Origin of the sequence: Streptomyces sp. NBC_01463 (assembly GCA_036227345.1) — a bacterium.
GTDB lineage: Bacteria > Actinomycetota > Actinomycetes > Streptomycetales > Streptomycetaceae > Streptomyces.
The window spans coordinates 515,708-540,010 of record CP109468.1 but is presented as its reverse complement, the minus strand read 5'-3'; the positions used below and the strand labels follow the sequence as shown (position 1 = coordinate 540,010).

Here is a 24,303-nt window from a genome sequence, read left to right as displayed (position 1 = left end):
GCGCCCGCTCCGCGTACTCCTACGCCTTCGTCGTCGGCCCCGGCGTCCCGTCCTCACGGGACAGCCGGTGCGGCCACCACACCCGCGCGCCGATGTCGAGGAAGAGCGATGTCACGAGCACCGAGCGGACGACGAAGGTGTCCAGCAGGACGCCCAGGGCCACCGCGAACCCGATCTCGGCGAACACCACGACCGGGAGCGTGCCGAGCGCCGCGAAGGTGCCGGCGAGGACCAGTCCCGCCGAGGTGATGACCGCGCCGGTGGCCGCCAGGCCGGCGACGACACCCGTCCGGGTGCCGTGGAGGACCGCCTCCTCGCGGATCCTCGTCGACAGGAAGATGTTGTAGTCGATGCCGAGAGCCACCAGGAACACGAAGACGAACAGCGGGAAGTCCGTGGACTCGCCCGCGTAGTCGAAGACGTAGCGGAAGGCCAGGGCGCTGATACCGAGGGCGGCGGCGAACGAGAGCACCACGGTCGCGACCAGCAGGACGGGCGCCACCACCGCGCGCAGCAGCAGCCCCAGGATGATCAGCACCACCAGGAGGACCAGGGGGATGATCAGCAGGTTGTCGTGCCTGGTCGCGGTGTCCATGTCCAGCAGCGCCGCGGTGCTGCCGCCGACCTGGGCATCGGCGTCCGGCACCGCGTGCACCGCGTCGCGGACCCGTTCCACCGTGTCCTTGGCCGCGTCGCTGTCCGCCGGATCCGTCATCGTCGCTTCGAGGATGACCTGACCGTCCGCCTCGGGGCGGGCACCGGGCGGGGTGCCGACCGAACCGCGCACCACCCCCGGGGTCGTCGCCACCGCCGCCCGCACCGCGGTGGCGCGGCCGGCGTCGGCGATGATCACCAGCGGGTCGCCGCTGCCGCCGGGGAAGTACCGGTCCTGGACCTCCTGGCCGGTGATCGAGTCCGGTTTCCCGGTGAACGAGTCCGCGTTGCTGAGGCCGGAGGCGCGCAGCTGCGTCAGCCCCAGCGACAGGGCGGCGAGCACCAGCGCGGTGACGATCCAGATCGTGCGGGGGCGGCGCGAGAGCCGCTCGCCCATCCGGGCCCAGACCCCGTGCTCGGTCGGCTCGGTGGAACCGAAGTGCGGGACGACCGGCCAGAACACCCACCGGCCGAAGATCACCAGCAGGGCGGGCAGCAGGGTGAGCATGGCGACCAGGGCGACCGCCACACCGATCGCGGCCACCGGCCCGAGCCCCCGGGTCGAGTTCATCTCCGCGACCAGCAGCACCAGCATGCCGAGCACCACCGTGCCACTGCTCGCCAGCACGGCGGGACCGGCCCGGTGCAGCGCCCGGGCCATCGCCTCGTGCCGGTCCTCGTGGCGGCGCAGTTCCTCCCGGTAGCGGGCCACGAGCAGCAGGGCGTAGTCCGTGCCGGCACCGAACACCAGCACCGTGAGGATGCCCGCGCTCTGCCCGTTCACGGTCAGGCCCGCGTGCGCCGCCAGCAGATAGATGACCGCCTGGGCGCTGAACAGCGCGGCCACGACCGCGATCACGGGCAGCAGGAGCAGGGTGGGGCTCCGGTAGGTGATCAGGAGCATGATGATCACCACGGCCAGGGCGGCGAACAGGAGCGTCGAGTCGATTCCGGAGAACGCCTCCGCGGAGTCCGCCGTGACCCCGCCCGGACCGGTCACGTGGACGGCGAGACCGTCGCCGCCCTTCCCCACGATCTCCCTGATGTCGTCGACCGCGGGGCCGATCTGTTCCCAGCCCTCCTCGCCCATCGTGATGGGTACGAAGACCTGCGCCGCCGAGGGCGCGACCTTCTTGTCGTAGACGGGGCCGCGGGTCTGCGCGCCCCGCACGCCGTGCCCGCCGAGGGCGCGCAACTGCCGGGTGTCCTCGACGATCTCGGCGCGGTCCGCCACGGTCAGCCCGTCCTCGCGGGCGTACACGACGATGGCGGTGATGACCTCGGGCCGGAAGTTCTTCGAACTCTCCAGGACCTGGGTGGACTCCGCGCTGCTCGGCAGCCAGGAGGTGGCGTCGTTGTCCTGGGCGTCGGTGAGTTTCTGGGCGAGCGGCGCCGCGACGACGAAGACGATCAGCCACAACGCCACGACCAGCCATTTGGTGCGCCGGCCGCAGACCAGGGCGGCCACCCCCGGCCGTCGTCGCTGCTGCTGTACGTGCGGCATGCCACTCCCCGTACTTCGTCGTGAGTGACGTCGTCATCGAGGGGGACGGCGGGCGCCGGAGCGGCCCGCACAGCGCCGATACCGCAACGTCACCCGCTCCCAGGTTCCGTGCGGGTGACAGTAGGCGGCATGCCGCGGGGCGCCCCCACGACATGCCGCCGGGCCGCCGCCGGGGCCCGGTTGGGCTATCCCGGCGGGTGACCGGCGCCCGGCACTCGCTGCCGGGCGCCGTCGGTGCTCAGCCCTTGACCGTGAAACCGGCGCGCAGCAGTGCCGCGTCGCGCGACGACGGGCCGACGAGCAGTTCGAACGCGCCCGGCTCGACGATGCGCCGGCCCTCGGCGTCCACCAGCGTGCAGTCGGCGACCGGCAGTTCGATGGCGACCTCACGGGTCTCACCGGGGGCGAGCGCCACCTGGCGGTAGGCCTTGAGCTCCTTCTCCGCCCAGGTCACCGAGGTGACCGTGTCGCTGATGTACGTCTGCACGGTCTCCAGGACCGGACGGTCACCCGTGTTGCTGACGGTGACGCGCGCCCGCAGGGTGTCGCCCGCGCCCAGGACGTCGGTGAGCACCTCCAGGTCCGTGTACGCGACGGTCGTGTAGCTGAGGCCCTCGCCGAAGACGAACGCCGGACTCTGCGTCAGATCCGCGTACCGGGAGCCGTGCTGGCCGCGTACCTGGTTGTAGTACGTGGGCTGCTGCCCCGAGTGGCGTGCGAAGGAGATGGGCAGCCGCCCGGACGGCTCGATGAGACCGAGGGCGAGTTCGGCGACGGCCCGGCCGCCGAGCATGCCGGGGTTGAAGGCGTGCACGATCGCCGCCGCGCCGTGCGCGGACGGCGGCAGGACGAGCGGCTTGGAGCTGATGACGACGACCACGAGCGGCTTGCCCGTCGCGGCCAGCGCGTCGAGCAGCGCGACCTGACCGCCGATCAGCTCCAGGGTCGCCGTCGAGCGGCCCTCACCGATCAGCTCGATCCGGTCACCGACGACCGCGACCACGTAGTCGGCGGCCTCCGCCGCGGCGACGGCCTCGGCGATCAGGGTCTCGGACGGCTCCGCCGGGACGACGATCTCCGGCCGCGGCTGTCCGTCCGGGAAGAACGCGCCCTCGGGGTCGGGGCCCACGGTGAGGATGTCGGCCCCGCGCGCGTGGGAGACGGTCCAGCCGGCGGGCACGTGCTCCCGGAAGCCGTCCAGCACCGTACGGATCATGGCGCGCGGCTGGCCGTCCGGCAGCCAGTCCGCCTGGCCGGACGAGCCCGCCCAGTCGCCGAGCTGGGTCTGCGGGTCGTCGGCGTTGGGGCCGATGACGGCGACCGTACGCGGAGCGGAGTCCGCACCCGCGACCGCGCGGCCCTGCGGACCGGTCTCGAAACCGCCGGCCAGCGGCAGCGTGCCGTCGTTGGTGAGCAGCACCAGCGAGCGGCGCGCCGCTTCCAGGTTCAGCCCGGCATGGTCCGCGCTGCCGATGACGGCGGCCTGGCGCTCGCGGTCGGGGTGGCGCGGGTTCTCGAACAGGCCCAGTTCGAACTTGAGGGTGAGGATGCGCCGGACCGCGGCGTCGACCTCCGCCTCGCTCAGCGTGCCCGCGGCGACGGCCTCCTGCGCGCCGCCGAAGAAGGCCGGCGTCGTCATGACCATGTCGTTTCCGGCGCGGACCGCGGCGGCGGCCGCCTGCGTGTGGTCGGCGTACACATGCTGCTCCCACACCATGCGGCCGACGTTGTCCCAGTCGGTCACCAGGGTCCCGGTGTAGCCCCACTCGCCGCGGAGCACCTCGTTCAGCAGCCAGTTGTTGACCGTGACCGGCACCCCGTCCATGGACTGGTAGCCGAGCATGAACGTCCGGCAGCCCTCGCGGGCGACCCGCTCGAACGGGGGCAGGAACCACGAACGCAGCTTGCGCCGCGAGATGTCGGCCTCGCTGGCGTCGCGGCCGCCCTGGGTCTCCGAGTAGCCCGCGAAGTGCTTGGCGCACGCGAGGATCGCCGTCGGGTCGTCGAGCCCGTCGCCCTGGTAGCCGCGCACCATGGCCGAGGCGAGCTCACCGATGAGGAAGGGGTCCTCGCCGAACGTCTCGCTCACCCGGCCCCAGCGCAGGTCGCGGGTGATGCACAGGACCGGCGAGAACGTCCAGTGGACGCCGGTCGCGGCCACCTCGACGGCCGTGGCCCGGGCGATGCGCCGCACGAGCTCGGGGTCCCAGGACGCCGCCATGCCGAGCTGGGTGGGGTAGATCGTGGCCCCCTCCCAGAAGGAGTGGCCGTGGATGCAGTCCTCGGCGACGAGCAGCGGGATCCGAAGCCGGGTCTGCTCGGTGAGGGCGGCGGCCTCCAGGACCCGCTCGGGGGAGGCGTGCAGGATCGAGCCCGCGTACATCTCCTCGATGTGGGAGCGCACCCCGTCCTTGGCGTTCAACTGGAGCATCTGGCCGACCTTCTCGGGCAGCGTCATCCGGCCGACCAGGTCGGCGACGCGCTCCGGGACGGACAGGGCGGGGTCGAGATAGGGCAGGGAGGAGCCCACAGGAGTTCCTTTCACAGCGTCGGCGGGACGGCACGGCGCAACACGGCCGCTGGGATCCACCGTACGCTGAATCCCGACCGGGTGGTAAGTATGTGAGTATGCGACTGTACGCAGAAGAGCCGTTCGAGACGACCGGGGAGAGTGACGAGTGACGGGTGAGGCGCGGCGGGGCTATGCGAAGGGCCGCGCCAAGCGGGTGGAGATCCTCGACCAGGCCATGGCCCTGTTCGGTGAGGTCGGCTACCGGGGTGCGTCGTTGCGCGTGATCGCGACGCGCTGCGGCATCTCGCACCCGGGGCTGCTGCACCACTTCCCCACGAAGGGGTCACTGCTGCTCGCGGTCCTGGAACGCCGCGACGACGTGGACGGCGAGCTGTTCGCCGTCGGCGAGCCCACGGGCGTGGACTGCCTGCGCCGGCTGGTCGACCTCGCCGTGCTGAACGCCGAACGGCGGGGCATCGTCGAGCTGTTCTCCGTGGTCGCCGCCGAGGCCACCTCTGCCGAGCACCCGGCTCACGCCTATTTCGTGGAGCGGTACCGCGACCTGGTGCTGACGACCGCGGTCTCGTACACGGAAGCCCGCGGCGCGGGTGCCCTGCGGGACGGGATCGACCCCGACGAGGCGGCTCAGCAGCTGATCGCGATGATGGACGGACTCCAGACGCAGTGGCTCCTCAGCGACTGCACGACGGACATGGCCGGTGTGCTCCGCGCCCACCTGCAGGCGCAGTTGACCGTGCCGCTCTGAGCGGTGGCGGTGCGGCGGGAGTCACGCCGGGAGCCGGAACTCTGACCTCCGCTTGAGGAGGGCCCGATGCGGGCCGTCAGACCTCTTTACGGCCTTGTCATGTGCCGGTAACTTCCGAGCTGCAAGAGATTGCAGCAACATTCCGGCTGGATTTTCAGTCGGAACGCACCCCCATCGCTCGGACCTTGAGGCGCGTCAGGGTTTCCGGCGGGACGGCGCAGGTCCCCGATTCCTGCGCCCTGGACGCCTCGGCTCGCCGTCGCCGTGGCCCTTCCCTGGAGACACCGATGAAACGCACCCCTCACAGGCTGCTCAGACGCCCCCTGGCGGCAGCCACGGCCGCGGCCGCAGTGCTCGGACTGTTCACCGCACTGCCCGCCACCCCCGGTCTGAACGCGAAGCCCGTCGCCGCATCCGAGACGTCCACCACCGTCTTCTACTACACGAAGACGAAGAACTGGGCGGCGTACAAACTCCATTACGCACCGGACGGCGGGTCCTGGACCACGGTGCCCGGCGTCGCGATGGAGGCCGCCTGCACCGACTGGGTCAAGAAGACCGTTCCGCTCGGCACCGCGCAGGGACTGAAGGCGACCTTCAACAACGGATCCGGTGTCTGGGACAACAACGCCGGCAAGAACTACGACCTGGGCAGCGGCGACATCACCGTCAAGGACGGGGTCGTGGCCCACAGCGACCCGTGCGCGGACGGCACCGGCCCGGACCCGAGCCCGAGTCCCACCGACAGCGCCGCGAACACCGCATCGGTGTACTACTCGACCGCCACCGTCGGCTGGACCACCACCAACCTGCACTACCAGCCCGTAGGCGGTTCCTGGACCGCGGTGCCCGGCGTCGGGATGGAGCCCGCCTGCACCGGCTGGGTGAAGAAGACGGTCGACCTCGGCACCGCCGCCTCGATGCAGGCCGCGTTCAACAACGGCAACGGCGTCTGGGACAACAACAACGGCGGCAACTACACCCTCTCCACCGGCGTCAGCACCGTGAAGGACCGGGCCGTCGTCAAGGACGCCAAGGACCCGTGCGTCGCCGAGACACCCGACACCGAGGCGCCGACCGTGCCCACGGGCGTCACGGCCAAGGCCGACGGCATCGGCGTGGTCCTGACCTGGGAACCCTCCACCGACAACAAGAAGGTGACCAAGTACCAGGTCACCCGGACCGGAGGCACCAAGGGCAGCGTCGTCACCGACGTGAGCTCGACCGTGCTCTCCGAGTCGAACCTGGAGGAGAACACCGCCTACACCTACACCGTCAAGGCGGCCGACGCGGCGGGCAACACCTCCGGGGCCTCCGCGGCCGCGAAGGCCACCACGGGCGACAGGCCGCCGGCCGCCGCCCAGGGCAAGCCGCTGGGCACCGACCCGCGCAAGGACCCCATCTACTTCGTCCTGACCGCCCGCTTCAACGACGGCGACGCGAGCAACAACCGCGGCGGCAACCAGGACGTGAAGTCCGGCAACGCCGCCAACAACGACCCCATGTTCCGCGGCGACTTCAAGGGCCTGGTCAAGAAGCTCGACTACATCAAGGGGCTCGGCTTCTCCGCCATCTGGATCACCCCGGTCGTCCTGAACCGGTCCGACTACGACTACCACGGCTACCACGGCTACGACTTCTACAAGGTGGACCCCCGACTGGAGTCCGCCGGAGCCTCGTACCAGGACCTCATCAACGCCGCCCACGCCAAGGGCATCAAGATCTACCAGGACGTCGTCTACAACCACTCCTCGCGCTGGGGCGCCAAGGGCCTCTACACCCCGACCGTCTACGGGGTCCGTGACAGCCAGTGGAGCTGGTACTACGACGAGAAGAACGAAGGCTTCGAGTACGACGGCCTGACCGTCGATCCCAAGACCGGCAAGTCGTATTACAACGGCGACCTGTGGTCCACGGCCGAGCCCGCGGGCAACACCTGCGTCGACTGGGGCAAACCAACCCAGTACACCTCCCCGGAGGGCTACCGGATCTACAACTGCCAGTGGCCGAACCCGACCTCGGGCATGTTCCCGAAGGAGTACTACCACAACTGCTGGCTGGGCAACTGGGAGGGCGAGGACTCCCGCTCCTGCTGGCTGCACGACGACCTGGCCGACTTCAACACCGAGTCCGCTCCCGTGCAGAACTACCTGATCGGCGCGTACAACAAGTACATCGACATGGGCGTCGACGGCTTCCGCATCGACACGGCCGTCCACATCCCGCGCACCACCTGGAACCGCCGCTTCCTGCCCGCCATCCAGGAGCGCGTCACCCGGCAGTTCGGCGCCGGGGCCGCGAAGAACTTCCTGGTCTTCGGCGAGGTCGGCGCGTTCGTCAACGACAAGTGGAACCGCGCCTCGGTCAACCACTCCGCGCAGTTCTTCACCTGGAAGGAGCGCAAGGAGTACGACGCCGACGACACCAAGGCCGCCCTGGAGATGTACACCTACGAGGAGCAGCTCGGCACCGGATCACAGCCCACGTCCACCAACGCGTTCCTGGACGGGAACAGCTACCACACTCCGGACCACAGCCAGTTCTCCGGCATGAACATCATCGACATGCGCATGCACATGAACTTCGGTGACGCCCCGAACGCGTACAACAACGGCAAGGACTCCGACGACTCGACCAACGACGCCACGTACAACGTCGTCTACGTCGACAGCCACGACTACGGCCCCAACAAGAGCAGCGAGCGCTACGCGGGCGGCACCGACGCCTGGGCCGAGAACATGGCCCTGATGTGGACCTTCCGCGGCATCCCGACGCTCTACTACGGATCGGAGATCGAGTTCCAGGCCGGCAAGAAGATCGACTGCGGGCCGACCTGCCCGCTGGCCACCACCGGACGCGCCTACTACGGCGACCACCTCGCCGGCGACGTCACGGCCTCGGAGTTCTCCAAGGTCGACTCCGCCACCGGCGAGGTCGCCAACACGCTGTCCAAGCCCCTGGTCAAGCACGTCCAGCGGCTCAACGAGATCCGCCGTGCCGTGCCCGCCCTGCAGATGGGCCAGTACTCCACCGAGGGCATCACCGGCCAGATGGCGTACAAGCGCCGCTACACCAGCGGCACGACGGACAGCTTCGCCCTCGTCACTGTCACCGGCGGCGCCTCGTACACCGGCATCCCCAACGGCACGTACAAGGACGCCGTCACCGGTGACACGCAGGTCGTCACCGACGGAAAGCTCACCGTCGCCGCACCCGGCAAGGGCAACATGCGCGTCTACGTGCTGAACGGCCCGGGGAAGATCGGCACGGCCGGTCCGTATCTGAAGTAGCCCGGAAACAGCGGCACTTCAGCCGTGCGGCGCGTGCCCCGGCGGACCGGTCACTCCGGCCCGCCGGGGCACGCGCACACTCGGGTGCGGCTACGAGCCGCCGCCGTCCGCCGCCAGCAGGGCCTCGCGGCCGATCATGGCGGTGGAGCCGGGAGCCGTGCACGCGAAGGCACCCGCCACCGCGCCCAGCCGGGCGGAGCCGAGGGCGTCCCGGCCGTCGAGCCGCCCGTACAGGAAGCCGGTGACGAACGCGTCACCAGCGCCGTTGCTGTCCACGACCGGCGCCGGCGGCACGGTCGCCGGGACGTGGTGCGGGTCCCCGCCGCCGTCCCGGGTGAGGACGTAGGAGCCCTCCGCGCCGGCCGTGGCGACCACCGTCGAGGCACGGCCCTCGCGCAGGATCTCCCGCATCAGGGCGGGGGCGCGGTCGCCGGTCGTCGCCGCGCTGAAGAAGACCAGATCGGACCGGAGCGCGAACTCCCGCTGGTGGTCGGCCAGTCCGTCCCAGTCGTGCAGATCCGTCGAGACGGGGAGGCCGAGGGCCTCGATGTCGTCGTAGAGGAAGCGCGTGAAGTTCGTAATGGACAGATGCACATGGCGGGCGCGCCGCAGCCGGGGGAGGTAGAAGTCCTGCGGCATCCGCAGATCCGCCGGATCGCGGGCGTCGTAGAAGGACATCCGCCGCCCCGTCGCGTCCACCAGGTTCACCGCACGGCGGGTGCCCGCAGCCGAGATCAGGGGGTGGAACTCCACATCGCCCTCGGCCAGCCGCTCGCGCACCCGCGTGCCGGTCCAGTCGTCGCCGATGCAGTCGAGCAGCGCGACGTCCAGCCCCAGCGCGCGGGCACCGAGCGCCACGTTGCCGCCGGTCTGACCGGGCCACTCCTCGATCGGACCGACCATGACGGCGTCGGCGAGCGGAACCGGGAGGGAGTCGACGCGGACGATCGTGTCCACCCCGCTGCCGCCGACCACCAGGACGTCGTATTCGGATTGTTGTCGGGCCACTGTGCCGCCTCTCTGTACCCGCCGTGATCAAGTATGGCCGAACGCCCGTACACCCGTCCGTCCCGGCCGAGGGTCCGCCATGTGAACAGTGCCGTGGAGTGCGCGGACGTCCTCTAGGGTGGGCGGTGCAGCTGGTTCGCCCTGTCCGCCAGGCAGGCGCGTCGCAAGAGGGAACCCGGTGGGAATCCGGGACTGCCCCGCAGCGGTGAGCGGGAACGACCGCCGTCATACGCACTGGATCCGAAGGGTCCGGGAAGCGACGGCCAATAGGTGTCTGCCTCGGCAGACGTGCCCGCGAGTCCGAAGACCTGCCCGCTGCCCGCGTCCGAACCCCCGGAAGCGGAGATCTCGGTGACCTCGTGGGCGGGTCGGCGGCAGACAGCGGGCGGACGGCACCGAAACGGTGCGGTGAACCGCCCGGTCCGTCACACCTTCGCGCCCTCGTCCCGGTCCGGGATCCGCAGGAGACACGCTCGCGAAGGAGAGCTACGTGACATCCGAACCCACCACGGCGACGGCAGCGGCCACCGTGTACGGCTACCCCCGCCAGGGCCCCGACCGTGAACTGAAGAAGGCGGTCGAGGGCTACTGGAAGGGCCGCGTCACCGCCGACGCCCTGCGGGAGCAGGCCGCCGCACTGCGCCGGGCGAACTGGCGGGAACTCGCGGCCGCCGGCCTCGGTGAACTCCCCACCGGCGACTTCTCGCTCTACGACCACGTCCTGGACACCAGCGTGATGGTCGGCGCCGTCCCGGAGCGCCACCGGGCCGCCGTCGCCGCCGATCCGCTGGACGGGTACTTCGCGATGGCCCGCGGCAGCCGGGACGCAGCCCCGCTGGAGATGACCAAGTGGTTCGACACCAACTACCACTACCTGGTGCCCGAACTGGGCCCCGACACCGTGTTCACCGCCGACTCCGCCCGGCAGGTCGCCGAGTTCCGTGAGGCCGCGGACCTCGGTCTGACGGCACGTCCGGTCCTCGTCGGCCCGGTCACCTACCTGCTGCTGGCCAAGGCGGCCCCCGGCACCCCCGCGGACTTCGACCCGCTGTCCCTGCTGGACCGGCTGCTGCCCGTGTACGCCGAGGTGCTCGCCGACCTCCGGGCGGCAGGCGCCGGCTGGGTGCAGCTCGACGAGCCCGCCCTCGTACAGGACCGCACCCCCGCGGAACTGGACGCCGTCGCCCGCGCCTACCGGCTGCTCGGCGGGGCGGACGACCGCCCGAAGCTCCTGGTCGCCTCCTACTTCGGGCGGCTCGGCGAGGCCCTGCCCGTCCTGGCCCGCACCCCGGTCGAGGGACTCGCCCTCGACTTCACCGAGTCCGGCGCCGCCAACCTGGCCGACCTCGCCGCCGCGGGCGGGCTGCCCGGCAAGCGGCTGGTCGCCGGCATCGTCAGCGGCCGCAACATCTGGATCAACGACCTGGAGAAGTCCCTCGCCACGCTGGGAACCCTGCTCGGCCTCGCCGGCCGGGTCGATGTCTCCGCCTCCTGCTCCCTGCTGCACGTCCCCCTGGACGCCGCCGCCGAGCGCGGCACCGACCCGCAGATCCTCCGATGGCTCGCCTTCGCCCGCCAGAAGACCACCGAACTCGTCGTCCTCGCCCGCGGCCTCACCCACGGCACCGGCGCCATCGCCGCCGAACTCGCCGCGAACCGGGCGGCCCTGGCATCCCGCGCAGGGTCCGCGCTGACCCGCGACCCGGCCGTGCGGGCCCGCGCCGCGGCCGTCACCGACGCGCACGGCCGCCGCTCCCACCCCTATGCCGAACGGAGCCCGCTGCAACGCGCGCACCTGGGACTGCCCCCGCTGCCCACCACCACGATCGGCTCCTTCCCGCAGACGGACGAACTGCGCACCGCCCGGGCCGATCTGCGGGCCGGACGGCTCGACGGCCCCGGCTACGACAAGCGCATCGAGGCCGAGATCCGCGAGGTGATCGCCTTCCAGGAGGAGACCGGACTCGACGTCCTGGTGCACGGCGAGCCCGAACGCAACGACATGGTCCAGTACTTCGCCGAACAGCTCACCGGCTACCTCGCCACCCGGCACGGCTGGGTCCAGTCCTACGGCACCCGCTACGTCCGGCCGCCGGTGCTGGCCGGTGACATCTCACGGCCGGATCCGATGACCGTGCGCTGGACCTCGTACGCGCAGTCCCTGACCGCACGCCCCGTCAAGGGCATGCTCACCGGGCCGGTCACCATGCTCGCCTGGTCGTTCGTGCGCGACGACCAGCCGCTCGCCGAGACCGCCCGCCAGGTCGCCCTGGCCCTGCGCGACGAGGTGGCCGACCTGGAGGCGGGCGGCACCTCGGTCATCCAGGTCGACGAACCCGCCCTGCGCGAGACCCTGCCGCTGCGGTCCGCCGAGCACGCCGCCTACCTGGCGTGGGCCACCGAGGCGTTCCGCCTGACCACGGGCGGCGTGCGGCCCGAGACCCAGATCCACACCCACATGTGCTACGCCGAGTTCGGCGACATCATCCGCGCCATCGACGAACTCGACGCCGACGTCATCAGCCTGGAAGCCGCCCGCTCCCACATGGAGGTGGCCAGGGAACTCGCCGACCACGGCTACCCGCGCGAGGCGGGGCCCGGGGTCTACGACATCCACTCGCCCCGGGTGCCGAGCGCCGAGGAGGCGGCCGCCCTGCTGCGGACCGGCCTCGACGCACTGGGCACCGAGCGGCTGTGGGCCAACCCCGACTGCGGCCTCAAGACCCGGGGCTGGCCGGAGACCCGCGCCTCCCTGGTCAACCTCGTCGCGGCGGCCCGCACGGTCCGGGCCGAGTCGGCAGGCGACACCGCCTGACCGGCGCCGGGGCCGGAGCCGCCGCCATCCGGCGGTCTCCGGCCCCGGCCGGCCTTCTCTGCGCGCGGCCCCGACTTCCGCTGGCTATCGTCGGTCGGGGGCCATCGACCCGAACCGTGGAGGAGCCTCATGCTGCCGTTGCCCGAACCGCGCGACCTTCCGCCGCGCATCGCCACCGGCGCGTTCATCCTCAATTCCGGCCTGGGCAAGCTCAAGGCCGACGAAGCGACCGCCCAGGGCCTGCACGGGATGGCCTGTACGGCCTACCCGTTCCTGAAGAAGCTCGAGCCCGACCGGTTCACCCGGCTGCTCGCCTGGTCGGAGATCGCGGTCGGCAGCAGCCTGCTGGTCCCGTTCGTGCCGACCAGGCTCGCCGGACTCGCCCTCACCGGGTTCTCCGGCGGCCTGCTCGGCCTGTACCTGCGGGTGCCCGGCATGCGGGAACCCGGCAGCCTGCGCCCGAGCCAGGACGGCGTCCCGCTGGCCAAGGACTCCTCGATGTTCGGCATCGGTCTGGGCTTCCTCGGCGCGGGAACCCGCCGGGCGGCCACGGCGTCCCGGCACTGCCGCCGGCACCGCCGCTGCGGGCGCTGAACCACCCGGCGCCGGGCGGTGCCACGGAGTCCGTGGCACCGCCCGGAGTCAGTCGCGCACCCGGGCCACCAGCAGCGCCACGTCGTCATGGCCCTGGGGGTGCCGGAGCTCGCGCAGCAGCCGGTCGCAGCACTCCTCCAGCGAGGGGTCGGGATCGCGCAGCAGCCCGAGCAGGGTGTCCAGCCGGGCGTCGATGTCCTGGTCCCTGGTCTCCACCAGCCCGTCCGTGTACAGCACCAGCCGGTCCCCGGGGCCGAGCGCGACCGTGACGTCGCTGAACGGGACACCGCCCACCCCGAGCGGCGCCCCCGGCGGCAGTTCGAGCAGCCTCGGCGTGCCGCCGCGCGGGATCAGCACCGGCGGGAGATGACCGGCGGTCCCCACCCGGCACCGGCCCGCGGCCGGGTCGTACACGGCGTACACGCAGGTGGCGAACCACGGGTCCAGATCGACGGTGATCTCGTCGAGGTGCCCCAGCACCTCGGCGGGCCGCAGGCCGAGCCGGGACAGCGTCTGGGTGGCGGTGCGCAGCCGCCCCATCGTGGTGGCCGCGTTGATCCCGCTGCCCATCACATCGCCCACCACCAGCGCGGTCCGCCCGTGCCGCAGCCCGATCACGTCGAACCAGTCGCCGCCGACCTCGTAGCGCGAAGCGGCCGGCTGGTAGCGGGACGCCACCTCGAGACCCACCGGATCGTGGTGGTTGTGCGGCAGCATGCTGCGCTGGAGGGTGAGCGCCGTCTCCCGCTGCTGCCGGTACAGGCGCGCGTTGTCGATACTGACCGCCGCACGGGCGGCCAGCTCGGACGCCAGCAGCTCGTCGTCCTCGGTGAACGGCAGCGGATTGTCCGTACGGATCAGGTCGATCGCGCCCAGGACCTCGCCCCGCGCGATCAGCGGCACCGCCAGGTAGGAGTGCGCGCCCGCCTCCGCGAGCAGCGCCGCCGAGCGGCTGTCACGGGCGATGCGCGACAGTATCTCCGCGTCGAGAACCGGCTCACGGACCGGCCGGGCCGTGCGCACACAGCGGGTGATCAGCCGGTCGGTGCCGTACTGGGCGGCGTGCCCCGGTGGGTCCGCTGCCTCCACGACGGGGTTCGGCCGCGCGGCCACGAGGGCCAGGGCCTGGATGAGGATCGGCCCCTCGGTCACACCGGGGCGCCCCTTCAGGACACTGTCCAGCACATCGACCGCGGCCACGTCGGCGAGCTCCGGCACCGTGACCTCGGCGAGCTCCCGGGCCGTGAGCTCCAGGTCCAGGGTGGTGCCGATGCGCACCGAGGCGTCCGCGACCAGCGCCAGGTGGTGCCGGGCCCGCTCCGCCTCGGCCGCCGCCCGGTAGCGGTCGGTCACATCGATCAGCGACACCGCGATCCCCAGCACCCGGCCGCCGGAGTCGTCCAGCCGGTACAGCGACACCGACCAGGCACGGTCGGTCCCCGGATCGGCCGCGGTACGGCCCGCCACGTCGTGGGACACGTACGGCACACCGCTCCTGAGGACTTCGCGCATGGCCGCCACGAGGGCGCCGGACTCCAGGAACGGCAGTGCCTCGCCCACCCGGCGGCCCAGATGATCGGCGGCACTCAGCCCGTCCATACGCTCCAGCGCGGGATTGGCCGCCAGGTACCGCAGATCGTGTCCCAGGACCGCCAGGCCGATCGGGGACTGGTCGACCAGGCGCACGGACAGCGCGAGGTCGCGCTCGACCTGGCTCAGGGTCGCCCCGTCCGCCGCCAGCCCCAGCGCGAAGAAGTCACCGCGGTCGTCCTGGAGCCGCATGTTGCGGAACTCCAGCAGCCGGGCCGTGCCGTCCTTGTGGCGTACGGGAAAGACCCCCGCCCACGCCTCGCCGCTGCTCATCACCTCGGTGAACAGCGTCAGCACCAGCTGGAGGTGGTCCTCGTCCACCAGCAGCCGGGCGGCGAACCGGCCCAGCGCCTCCTGCGGCGAGTAACCGAGCAGCTGCTCCGCCTGCGGGCTCCACAGCACGATGCGGCCCCCGGTGTCCAGCACCATCGCCGCCACCCCGAGGACATCCAGCAGGCCGCCTTCGGGCGAGCGGCGCACACCCTCCGGCTGCGCCTCTCTCCAGCCGGTCCGCATGTCATCAGTGCCGCCCACGGACATCCTTCCCATGCCGTCACCGCGCCCGGACGCAGGCCCGCTGTCTCCCATGGTCGCCCCGGAGCCGCCGCCCCCGCAGCTTCGACGGCCGCGACGCGTGTGCCGCGGGGGGTTTCGGAAACGTCAGGGCGGTCACCCGCAGCGTACTGAGCCGAATGGACGCACACGACCGTCAGGAGAGTGAGATGCCCGTCGAGAACTGGCGTATGCACGCGGCATGCCGCGAAGAGGACCCCGACCTGTTCTTCCCCATCGGGAGCACCGGCCCCGCACTCGTGCAGACCGAGGACGCCAAGGCGGTGTGCCGAGGCTGCCCCGTAAGGGAACAGTGCCTGCGGTGGGCCCTGGAGAACGGCCAGGACGCCGGGGTGTGGGGCGGCCTGGGCGAGGACGAGCGGCGCGCACTGAAGCGCCGCTCGCGCAGGCGGGCCAAGGAGCAGAGTTGAGGGCCAGGCCGCCGTCACAGGGGGCCGTCCGCGCACCCGCTCGGTGATTTCCCGTTCCGCGGGTACACGTGAGGCATGGACACCACGACATGGATCGTCATCGCCGCGGTTCTCGTGCTGCTCACCATGGGCGTCGCAGCCGTCCTCCTGGTGCGGGTCCTGCGCGCCAGGAAGCTGCTGACCGACGCCGGAATCCCGCTGCACAACAAGGCGCTGCTCTGGGCGGCGGTGCTCTACACCGTGTCGCCCGTCGACCTGCTGCCCGACCCGGTCTACCTCGACGACATCGGCTTCCTGCTGCTCGCCCTGCGTTCCCTGCACTCCGCCGCGCGGGCGGCCGGAGTGGGGACGGGCAAGCGCGGCGAGCTGCCGGTGGAGTCCCGCGGCCTCGCGCCGTAAGGCAGCCGCGCACCGCCGGCACGTACCGCAGGCGGGGGAGTGACGTCCGGATTCCGGGCGTCCGTACGACCCCGCGGAATCGACCTCGTCACGCTCGTTGACACCGGAACGGGTACACGTCACTCTCCTGGGAGAGCGCTCTCCCATTCGTTACGGGACACCTGTCCCGCACTCTTCTGCCAGGAGAGAACGTGCACAGAGCTTGCGCAGCCCTGCCCCGAAGACCGCGTTCGGGCACGCTGTTGATCACCCTTCTCGCCCTTCTCGCGTCGTCGCTCGTGATGCTGACGGCGGCGCCTCCCGCCCGGGCCGCCGAGTCCCTGCTGTCGCAGGGGAAGACCGCCACGGACTCCTCCCACGAGGGGGCCGGGCTCGCCGCGTCGGCGGCCGTGGACGGAAATCTGACCGGCACCCGCTGGGCCAGCGAATGGCGCGACCCGCAGTGGATCCAGGTGGACCTTGGCGCCACCGCCGACCTCAGCAGGGTCGTCCTGACCTGGGAATCCGCCTACGGCAAGGCGTACGAGATCCAGGCCTCGGACAACGGATCCGACTGGCGCACCCTCAAGGCCGTGACCAACGGCGACGGCGGCACGGACGAACTGGCCGTCTCCGGCTCCGGGCGCTACGTCCGGATGTACGGCACCGCCCGCGCCGGCGGATACGGCTACTCCCTCTGGGAGTTCCAGGTCTACGGCTCCACCACCGGCACCCCGCCCGACCCCGGCGGCGCCGTCCGGGTCACCGGCTCGCAGGGCAACTGGCAGCTGACCGTCGGCGGGAAGCCGTACCAGGTCAAGGGACTGACCTGGGGGCCGTCCGTCGCCGACGCGGGGCGCTACCTGCCCGACCTGAAGTCGATGGGCGTGAACACCATCCGCACCTGGGGGACCGACGGTTCCTCGAAGCCGCTGCTGGACGAGGCCGCGGCCAACGGGATCCGGGTCGTCAGCGGCTTCTGGCTCCAGCCGGGCGGCGGTCCGGGCAGCGGAGGGTGTGTCAACTACCTGACCGACGACGCCTACAAGTCGTCCTCGCTCACCGAGTTCGCCAAGTGGGTCGACACCTACAAGAACCACCCGGGCGTCCTCATGTGGAACGTCGGCAACGAGTCGGTCCTCGGCCTCCAGAACTGCTACAGCGGTGACGAACTGGAGAAGCAGCGCAACGCCTACACCACCTTCGTCAACGACGTCGCGAAGAAGATCCACACCATCGACCCGAACCACCCGGTGACCTCGACCGACGCCTGGACGGGCGCCTGGCCGTACTACAAGCGCAACGCCCCCGACCTCGACCTTTACTCGGTCAACTCCTACGGCGACATCTGCGGGGTCCGCGGCGCCTGGGAGTCCGGCGGCTACAACAAGCCCTACATCATCACCGAGGGCGGCCCGGCCGGTGAGTGGGAGGTCCCCGACGACGCCAACGGCGTCCCGGACGAGCCCACCGACGTCCAGAAGGCCGAGGGGTACACCAAGGCCTGGAACTGCATCACCGCCCACCAGGGCGTCGCCCTCGGGGCCACGCTCTTCCACTACGGGACGGAGCACGACTTCGGCGGCGTCTGGTTCAACGTGGTGCCGGACGGCAAGAAGCGGCTCTCCTACTACGCGCTGAAGAAGGCGTACAAGGGCTCGACCGCCGGCGACAACACCCCGCCGGTCATCAGCAACATGACCGTGCAGAACGCCAACGGCGCACCCGCCGGACAGGAGTTCACCGTCCGTGCCGACGTCCGCGACCCGGACAACGACCCGCTGACGTACAAGATCTACCTGAGCGGGAACTACGCCACCGGCGACAAGGCCCTGGTCGAGGCCGCCTGGCGGTCCACCGGCAACGGCACCTTCGCGGTGAAGGCGCCGGAGCGGCTCGGGGTGTGGAAGGTCTACATCCAGGCCGAGGACGGACACGGCAACGCGGGCATCGAGACCAAGTCCGTGAAGGTCGTGGTGCCCCCGGTCTCCGGCACCAACCTGGCCGCCGGACGGCCGGCCACCGCCAGCTCCGCCCAGGCCGGCAGCACCGGCTGCCCCTGCACGGCCGCGATGGCGTTCGACGGCCGGATGGACACCCGCTGGGCCAGCGACTGGAGCGACCCCCAGTCGATCCAGGTCGACCTCGGTGAGCGGAAGTCCTTCCGCCACCTCCAGCTGGTGTGGGACCCGGCGTACGCCAAGGCGTACGAGGTACTGGTCTCGGACGACGGCAGCAACTGGCGCTCCGCGTACTCCACCACGAGCGGGAACGGTGACGCCGACGACATCGACGTCGCGCAGACCGCCCGCTATGTGAAGCTCAACCTGACCCAGCGCGGCACGGGTTGGGGCTACTCGCTCTGGGAGTTCGGCATCTACTCCTGATCTCCCCGCGGCGCCGGTGAGGGACCTTCCCCTCACCGGCGCCGCCCGTCGTGGGGCGTGTCGGTGACGGGGGCGGAGCGGGGGAGCGGGGATGGTGAGGACATGAATGTCGCAGACCTTTTGGTGGACGGATTCACCCGCGTCCGGGAGACGGTGCACTCGGCCCTGGAGGGCCTGGACCCCGACGACCTCCATGCCCGCATCGACGACGGCGCCAACTCGATCGCCTGGCTGGTGTGGCATCTCACCCGTGTCCAGGACGACCACATCGCCGACGCGGCCGGGATCCAGCAGATCTGGTTCACCCAGGACTGGACGGCCCGCTTCGACCTGCCCTTCGCCAAGGAGGCCACCGGCTACGGGCAGAGCAGCGCCGACGTGGCGGCCGTGCGGGTGGGCTCGCCGGAGCTGCTGATCGGCTACTACGACGCCGTGCACCTGCAGACGATCGGCTTCGTGCAGGGCCTCGACGGAAGGGCGCTTGACCGGGTCGTGGACGAGGCCTGGTCGCCGCCCGTCACCCTGGGCGTACGGCTGGTCAGCGTGCTGTCGGACGATCTTCAGCACGCCGGACAGGCGGCCTTCGTCCGCGGCTCGCTGGAACGCCGGTAGCCGCCGTCAGGAGGCGGGCGCGGCGAGCGCGCCGCGGGTACGGGCGTAGTGCCCGGGACCGGTCCCCACGACGCGCTTGAAGTGGCGCGTCAGATGGGACTGGTCGTAGAAGCCGACCGCGCTCGCCACGTCCGACGCCGGCATCCCCTGGAGCAGCAGCCGGCGGGCCAGGTCGACGCGGCGTCCCGTCACGTACTGGTGCGGTGCCATCCCGAACTCCCGGCTGAAGGCCCGCACCAGATGGGTGTGGTGGGCCTGCAGACGCAGCCCCGCCTCCTGGAGGGTGATCCCCGCCACGAACCGTTCGTCGAGGAGATCGCGCAGCCGGTGCGCGACCCTGCGGTCGTGCACGTGGCGCACGGGTTCCGCCCGGTTGCGCAGATGCTGTTCGAGCCGGTCGGAGACCAGGGCGAGCCGGCTCGCCGCCTCCAGTTCGTCGCCCGGTCCGGCGAGCGCGGCGTGGAGACGGTGGATCCGGCGCCGCAGGGCCGGATCGTCGACGACGGGCCGGTCGACGGCGGTGCCGACGAGCCCCTCGTCGACCTGGCCGACATCGAGGTACAGGACGCGCTTGCGGAAGCCCTCGGGGGTGGCTGCGCCGCCGTTGTGCGGAACGTGCGGGGGCAGCAGGGTCACCACATGGGTGAGCACACCGTGCTCGTGGCGGTCCAGGTCGTAGCGGACCATCCCCTCGTCGACGATGAGCAGGGTCCACGCGTCATGCGTGTGCATGGGGTAGGTGTGGTCGGTGAAGTGGGCGTGGAAGACCTCTTCGATTCCCGCCACGGCAGGCCGCCACGCGGTGATGTCCGGACGAGCAGCAGCCATGCCCCGATCGTACGCCCGGCCCCTCCGCGCCCCCGATGCCGAGGCCGGACGTGCAAAGTTCGTACAAGACGGAGCGGCGGGCGGTCCGGCAGGCTCGGTCGCATGACAGACGAACCAGTCCCCGTCCGCTTCGACACCAAGATCGCCGTACTGCTCCGGGACGACCTGGAGACCTGGCAGCGGCTCAATGTCACGGCCTTCCTGGTCAGTGGCGTCGGTACGGCCGTGCCCGAGGTGATCGGCGAGCCGTACGCCGACGCGGACGACACCCCGTACCTCCCGATGTTCCGCCAGCCCGTTCTCGTCTTCGAGGGGTCGAAGGAGCTGCTGACGACCGCCCACACGCGGGCGGTCGGCCGGGGTGTGACCCTGTCGGTGTTCACCTCCGACCTCTTCGCGACGGGCAACGACCGGGACAACCGGGCCGCGGTCCGCGCCGTCCACCGTGACGCGCTGGACCTGGTCGGACTCGCCGTGCACGGGCCGCGCAACGCGGTGGACAAGATCCTCAAGGGCGCGTCGATGCATCCCTGACCACGCCCGCCGCGTGCGGGGGCGGGTGCGCGGCCGGCCGGGGCCGGCCGCGCGGGGCGTCACAGGGTGCGTGCGGTGAAGTACGGCAGCAGGGCGAGGAGGTCCGCCAGCGGGTCCGGGGCCAGCGTCACGCTCTCCAGACAGGCCCGGGCACGCTCCAGATTCCGGTCCGCCTCGGCCACGGCGGCCGCGCGTCCGCCGGCCTCCTCCGTCAGGCCGACCGCCTGCCGTGCGGCGCGGTCGTCCAGGGGTTCGCCGGACCGCAGCAGCGCACCGAGCCGCTGGGCGGCGGGACCGCCGGCGGTGAGGGCGGCGAGCACCGGATACGTCTTCTTGCCCCGCCGCAGATCGCTGTGGACCGGCTTGCCGGTGACCGCCGGATCGCCCCATATGCCGAGCACGTCGTCCACCGCCTGGAACGCCACCCCCAGATGGCGCCCGGCCGCGGTGAGGGCATCGGTCTCCGTGCGCCCGGCGCCGCCGAGCACGGCGCCCAGACCGGCGGCACAGCCCAGCAGCGCGCCCGTCTTGTGCTCGGCCATCAGCCGGTACTCCTGCGGCCGCACGGCGTCGGGCCCGGTCCACGGGCGCGACTCGAAGAGCAGGTCGTCGGCCTGGCCGCGGACCAGGTCGCCGAGGGCCCCCGACAGCAGCCGGACCGCAGGCGCGCAGCTGCCCCCGGGAGCCGCGGCCAGGGTCTGCACGGCCAGGGCGAAGAGCGCGTCACCCGCGAGGACCGCGGGCCCGGTCCCGTACGCCTTCCAGGCGGTGGCCCGCTGCCGGCGGGTCTCGTCGCCGTCCATGATGTCGTCGTGGAGGAGCGAGAACGTGTGGATCAGCTCGACGGCCACCGCGCCGGGGACCGCGCTTCCCGCCTGCGCGCCGACGGCCTCCGCCCCGAGCACCGCCAGTGCCTGCCGCACCCCCTTGCCCTGCGCACCGGGGACGGCACGGCCGTCGGGCCCGTCCCAGCCGAGGGAGTACGCGGTGATCTCCGCATGCCACGGATGCAGCGTCGCCACGGCCCGGCCGAGGGCCGGCCGGACCAGATCGCGGCAGCGGGCGAGGACGGCGGGCGCCTCGGTCCGCTCGGCCAGGGGAGGCGTCATCGGCTGCCGCCCGCCGTGGCTTCGGCGGTGGAAGCGGCCGGTGTGACGCCGAGCTCCGCGTACGCCTTGTCGACCATGTCGAGGGCGTTGAGCAGCCCGATCCGGTCCAGCGTGCCGCGCAGCACGTCCAGCTCCGCGGCGGTCTCCGCACGGTCGCGGCCGAGCCTGGCCAGGGACTTCACCAGCCCGAGCCGGGCCAGCGCCTCGCCCCGGGGCTCCGTCATCTCACGGAACTCCGCCAGCGCCTGCTCGTAGACCTCGCGGGCCTCCTCGTACCGCCCGGCGCGGTAGAACACGTTGGCGCGCATCTTGTGGTTGTAGGCGAGGGCGCTCGACAGCTTCATCGCCCGACAGGTGAGTTCGGCCTCGGACAGCAGGGCGAGCGCGCGCTCCGGGTCGTTGTCGCGTACGGAGATGATGTCGGCCATGCCGCGCAGCGCCCAGGCCCGTCCGCGCCGGTCGTCCGCGTCACCGGCGAGCTGAGCCGCCTCCTCGAACATCTCCAGGGCGGTGTCGAAGGAGCCGGTGTTGCGGTGGATCTGGGCGATGCCCTCCAGGGCCCAGACGGTGTGGCGGGCCTCGCCGCGGGCGCGCGCCTCGGCGAGCAGCTGCTCGTGGAGCGCGGCGACGGTCCGGTAGTCGCCCTGGATGCGGCCGGTCTCCGCGAGGCCGGCGAGGGAGTAGCCGCGCGCCACCACGTCGCCGCCCGCCTTCCCCAGGTCCGCCGCCAGCCGCAACAGGCGGAAGGCGAGCCGCAGTTCGCCCCGCTGCCGGGCGAGTGTCCCGCCGCTCCACAGTGCCCAGGCCCTGGCTCCCGTGTCGTCGGCGGACCGGGCCGCCCGGTAGCTGGCCTTCCACGCCCGGTCGGCGTCCTGGACGTTGCCCAGCCGGCGGTGCGCCTCGGCCACCGCGAGGCCGGTGCGGGCGACTTCCTGCGGGGAGCCGGAGAGCTCGGCTTCCCGCAGGTGGCGTTGTCCCTCGGCCAGTACGTCCGTGAGGGAGGCGTTCACGGACATCTTGGTGAGGGCGCCCTGGTACTCGGGCGCCAGTGCTTTGCTGTGCATGGGAGCCTTTCGCGCGCGAACAGGGCGTCCCGACTGCATCTATACGCTCCATGTATACATCTGGCGTATAGATGCACGGTAGTCGGACCCGTGCGCTCGTGGGGGGTCGGTCGAGGTCGGTCGTGTGCGGCGTGCCGCCTTGTTGTGGATCAAGACGACAGAAGCGTGCGCAGGGTTGCTTCGCGTGACGGGAAACCCCACGGGCATCCCTTCGGACCGCCGGGGCGCCGATGGCCGGCGGTCCGCCCGCGGGTCAGCCGGGCCGCTCCGTGAGATGGCCGGTGAACCACTCCAGGGCCAGGCCGGCGACCTGGTCGAGCGCGCCCGGCTCCTCGAAGAGGTGGGTCGCCCCGGCGACGACGTCGAGCCGGTTCTCGCAGCGCAGCCCGGCCTGGGCCTCCCGGTTCAGCTCCAGCACGCGGGTGTCGTGGCCGCCCACGATCAGCAGCGTCGGGGCCCGTACGTCGCCGAGACGGTCCCCGGCGAGGTCGGGGCGGCCGCCGCGTGAGACGACCGCGCCGATCCCCGTCCCTCGTTCCGTCCCGGTGGACGCCGCGGCCCGCAGCGCGGCGGCGGCTCCGGTGCTCGCCCCGAACACGCCGACGGCGACCGGTGCGCGGCGCTGCACCCACCCGGTGGCTCCGGCCAGCCGCCCGGCCAGGGTGGGGATGTCGAAGACGTTGGCGCGGTCGGCCTCCTCGGCGGGGGTGAGCAGGTCGAACAGCAGCGTGCCGAGGCCGGCCCGGTTCAGGGTGGCGGCCACCGCGCGGTTGCGCGGGCTGTGCCGGCTGCTCCCGGAGCCGTGGGCGAACACGACGAGCGCTCCGGTGTCCCCGCTCTCGGTGAGCTCGCCCGGCAGGACCACACCGCCCGCGTCCACCTCCACCTCGACGGTGGCAGAGGGGTGCACCGGCGGCGCGGCCCGGCCCAGCAGCGCGACGACCTCCTCGTCCGGTGTCTGGCCGAAGTCGCGGTACCACTCGCCCACCGCCGAGAAGCCGAACGGCGTCGACAGGCAGACCAGTTCGTCCACCGAGTCCCGCAGCCGTTCGGCGGCATCCGGCGGCGCCACCGGTACGGCCAGCACGACGCGCGCCGCGCCCTGCGCGCGAGCCACCTCGCACGCGGCCCGGGCGGTCGCACCGGTCGCGATCCCGTCGTCGACGACGATCACCGTGCGGCCCGTCAGGGGGATGCGGGGCCGGTCGCCGCGGAACGCCCTTGCCCGGCGCGTCAGTTCCGCCTCCTCCGCGCGCTCGACCGCTGCCGCTGCCGCCTCCGACACCCGGCCGCGGCGCATGATGTCCTCGCTGATGACCCGTACGCCGCCCTCGCCGATGGCGCCGAAGCCCAGCTCCGGGTGGTGCGGGACGCCGAGCTTGCGGACGACGATCACATCGAGCGCGGCGCCGAGTCCGCGGGCCACCCGGAAGGCCACCGGCACACCGCCGCGCGGCAGACCCAGTACGACGGGGTCGCTCGCGGCCAGCGGGCGAAGGGCCTCGGCAAGCCGTTCCCCCGCATCGGCGCGGTCGGCGAACAGCACAGGGATTCACCCCGGATCAGGCGAGCACGGGCGGCCGCCCGGCCGCCTACTCCGAATCAACACCGTGCCGGGGCGACCCGCAACCGGCGAGCACCCTCCGGCCGGAGCGAACCGAACCGGCCGCGGCGG

Annotated in this window: 17 protein-coding genes and 1 riboswitch; of the genes, 9 read left to right on the top strand and 8 right to left on the bottom strand. The window is 72.0% G+C overall.

The annotated features are described in order from the left end of the window. Positions 1 to 19 precede the first annotated feature (19 nt). Entirely contained in the window at positions 20 to 2,158 is a 2,139-nt protein-coding gene (locus OG521_02395; protein ID WUW19689.1) for an MMPL family transporter, read from the bottom strand. Positions 2,159 to 2,396: 238 nt separating this feature from the next. After that, on the bottom strand, positions 2,397 to 4,688 hold the full coding sequence (locus OG521_02390; GenBank protein ID WUW19688.1) for a glycoside hydrolase family 3 C-terminal domain-containing protein: 2,292 nt from the start codon (positions 4,686 to 4,688) through the stop codon (positions 2,397 to 2,399). Between the two features lie 148 nt (positions 4,689 to 4,836). On the opposite strand from OG521_02390, the gene OG521_02385 reads away from it, so the two are divergent. Both OG521_02385 and OG521_02380 read left to right on the top strand, forming a co-directional pair. Beyond that, on the top strand, positions 4,837 to 5,436 hold the full coding sequence (locus OG521_02385; GenBank protein WUW19687.1) for a TetR/AcrR family transcriptional regulator: 600 nt from the start codon (positions 4,837 to 4,839) through the stop codon (positions 5,434 to 5,436). Between the two features lie 287 nt (positions 5,437 to 5,723). After that, a complete protein-coding gene (locus OG521_02380; GenBank protein ID WUW19686.1) occupies positions 5,724 to 8,726 on the top strand; it encodes an alpha-amylase family glycosyl hydrolase in 3,003 nt (1,000 codons plus the stop codon). 90 nt (positions 8,727 to 8,816) lie between these two features. Here the strand turns inward: OG521_02380 and OG521_02375 are convergent, their stop codons facing one another. Next, positions 8,817 to 9,734, bottom strand: a complete 918-nt coding sequence (locus OG521_02375; GenBank protein WUW19685.1) for a carbohydrate kinase family protein — start codon at positions 9,732 to 9,734, stop codon at positions 8,817 to 8,819. Between the two features lie 115 nt (positions 9,735 to 9,849). Further along, a riboswitch (cobalamin riboswitch) is annotated at positions 9,850 to 10,065 on the top strand. 159 nt (positions 10,066 to 10,224) lie between these two features. On the opposite strand from OG521_02375, the gene metE reads away from it, so the two are divergent. Then, on the top strand, positions 10,225 to 12,549 hold the full coding sequence (gene metE / locus OG521_02370; GenBank protein ID WUW19684.1) for a 5-methyltetrahydropteroyltriglutamate--homocysteine S-methyltransferase: 2,325 nt from the start codon (positions 10,225 to 10,227) through the stop codon (positions 12,547 to 12,549). A gap of 129 nt (positions 12,550 to 12,678) precedes the next feature. Next, positions 12,679 to 13,143 carry a DoxX family membrane protein gene (locus OG521_02365; protein WUW19683.1) on the top strand — a complete coding sequence of 155 codons (465 nt, stop codon included), beginning with the start codon at positions 12,679 to 12,681 and terminating at the stop codon, positions 13,141 to 13,143. A gap of 48 nt (positions 13,144 to 13,191) precedes the next feature. Here the strand turns inward: OG521_02365 and OG521_02360 are convergent, their stop codons facing one another. Then, a complete protein-coding gene (locus OG521_02360) occupies positions 13,192 to 15,249 on the bottom strand; it encodes a SpoIIE family protein phosphatase (protein WUW26552.1) in 2,058 nt (685 codons plus the stop codon). 206 nt (positions 15,250 to 15,455) lie between these two features. Here OG521_02360 and OG521_02355 point away from each other — a divergent pair, with 206 nt between their 5' ends. From OG521_02355 to OG521_02340, 4 genes are all read left to right on the top strand, one after another. Next, positions 15,456 to 15,716, top strand: coding sequence for a WhiB family transcriptional regulator (locus OG521_02355; GenBank protein WUW19682.1), 261 nt, complete (start codon positions 15,456 to 15,458; stop codon positions 15,714 to 15,716). 75 nt (positions 15,717 to 15,791) lie between these two features. After that, entirely contained in the window at positions 15,792 to 16,115 is a 324-nt protein-coding gene (locus tag OG521_02350; protein WUW19681.1) for a YkvA family protein, read from the top strand. 191 nt (positions 16,116 to 16,306) lie between these two features. Further along, positions 16,307 to 18,481, top strand: coding sequence for a discoidin domain-containing protein (locus OG521_02345; protein WUW19680.1), 2,175 nt, complete (start codon positions 16,307 to 16,309; stop codon positions 18,479 to 18,481). A gap of 102 nt (positions 18,482 to 18,583) precedes the next feature. Beyond that, on the top strand, positions 18,584 to 19,093 hold the full coding sequence (locus tag OG521_02340; GenBank protein ID WUW19679.1) for a DinB family protein: 510 nt from the start codon (positions 18,584 to 18,586) through the stop codon (positions 19,091 to 19,093). 6 nt (positions 19,094 to 19,099) lie between these two features. On the opposite strand, the gene OG521_02335 is transcribed toward OG521_02340, so the two are convergent. Beyond that, on the bottom strand, positions 19,100 to 19,921 hold the full coding sequence (locus OG521_02335) for an AraC family transcriptional regulator (protein WUW19678.1): 822 nt from the start codon (positions 19,919 to 19,921) through the stop codon (positions 19,100 to 19,102). Between the two features lie 102 nt (positions 19,922 to 20,023). Between OG521_02335 and OG521_02330 the strand changes: the two genes are divergently transcribed. After that, positions 20,024 to 20,455, top strand: coding sequence for a DUF2000 domain-containing protein (locus OG521_02330; GenBank protein ID WUW19677.1), 432 nt, complete (start codon positions 20,024 to 20,026; stop codon positions 20,453 to 20,455). 59 nt (positions 20,456 to 20,514) lie between these two features. Here OG521_02330 and OG521_02325 read toward each other — a convergent pair whose 3' ends face one another. From OG521_02325 to OG521_02315, 3 genes are all read right to left on the bottom strand, one after another. Further along, positions 20,515 to 21,564 carry a polyprenyl synthetase family protein gene (locus tag OG521_02325; protein WUW19676.1) on the bottom strand — a complete coding sequence of 350 codons (1,050 nt, stop codon included), beginning with the start codon at positions 21,562 to 21,564 and terminating at the stop codon, positions 20,515 to 20,517. Beyond that, on the bottom strand, positions 21,561 to 22,628 hold the full coding sequence (locus OG521_02320) for a tetratricopeptide repeat protein (protein ID WUW19675.1): 1,068 nt from the start codon (positions 22,626 to 22,628) through the stop codon (positions 21,561 to 21,563). The genes OG521_02325 and OG521_02320 overlap by 4 nt, the downstream gene beginning before the upstream one ends. A gap of 253 nt (positions 22,629 to 22,881) precedes the next feature. Further along, the gene (locus OG521_02315; GenBank protein ID WUW19674.1) at positions 22,882 to 24,174 is read right to left on the bottom strand and encodes a phosphoribosyltransferase; all 1,293 of its coding nucleotides are present in this window, start codon (positions 24,172 to 24,174) and stop codon (positions 22,882 to 22,884) included. Positions 24,175 to 24,303 lie beyond the last annotated feature (129 nt).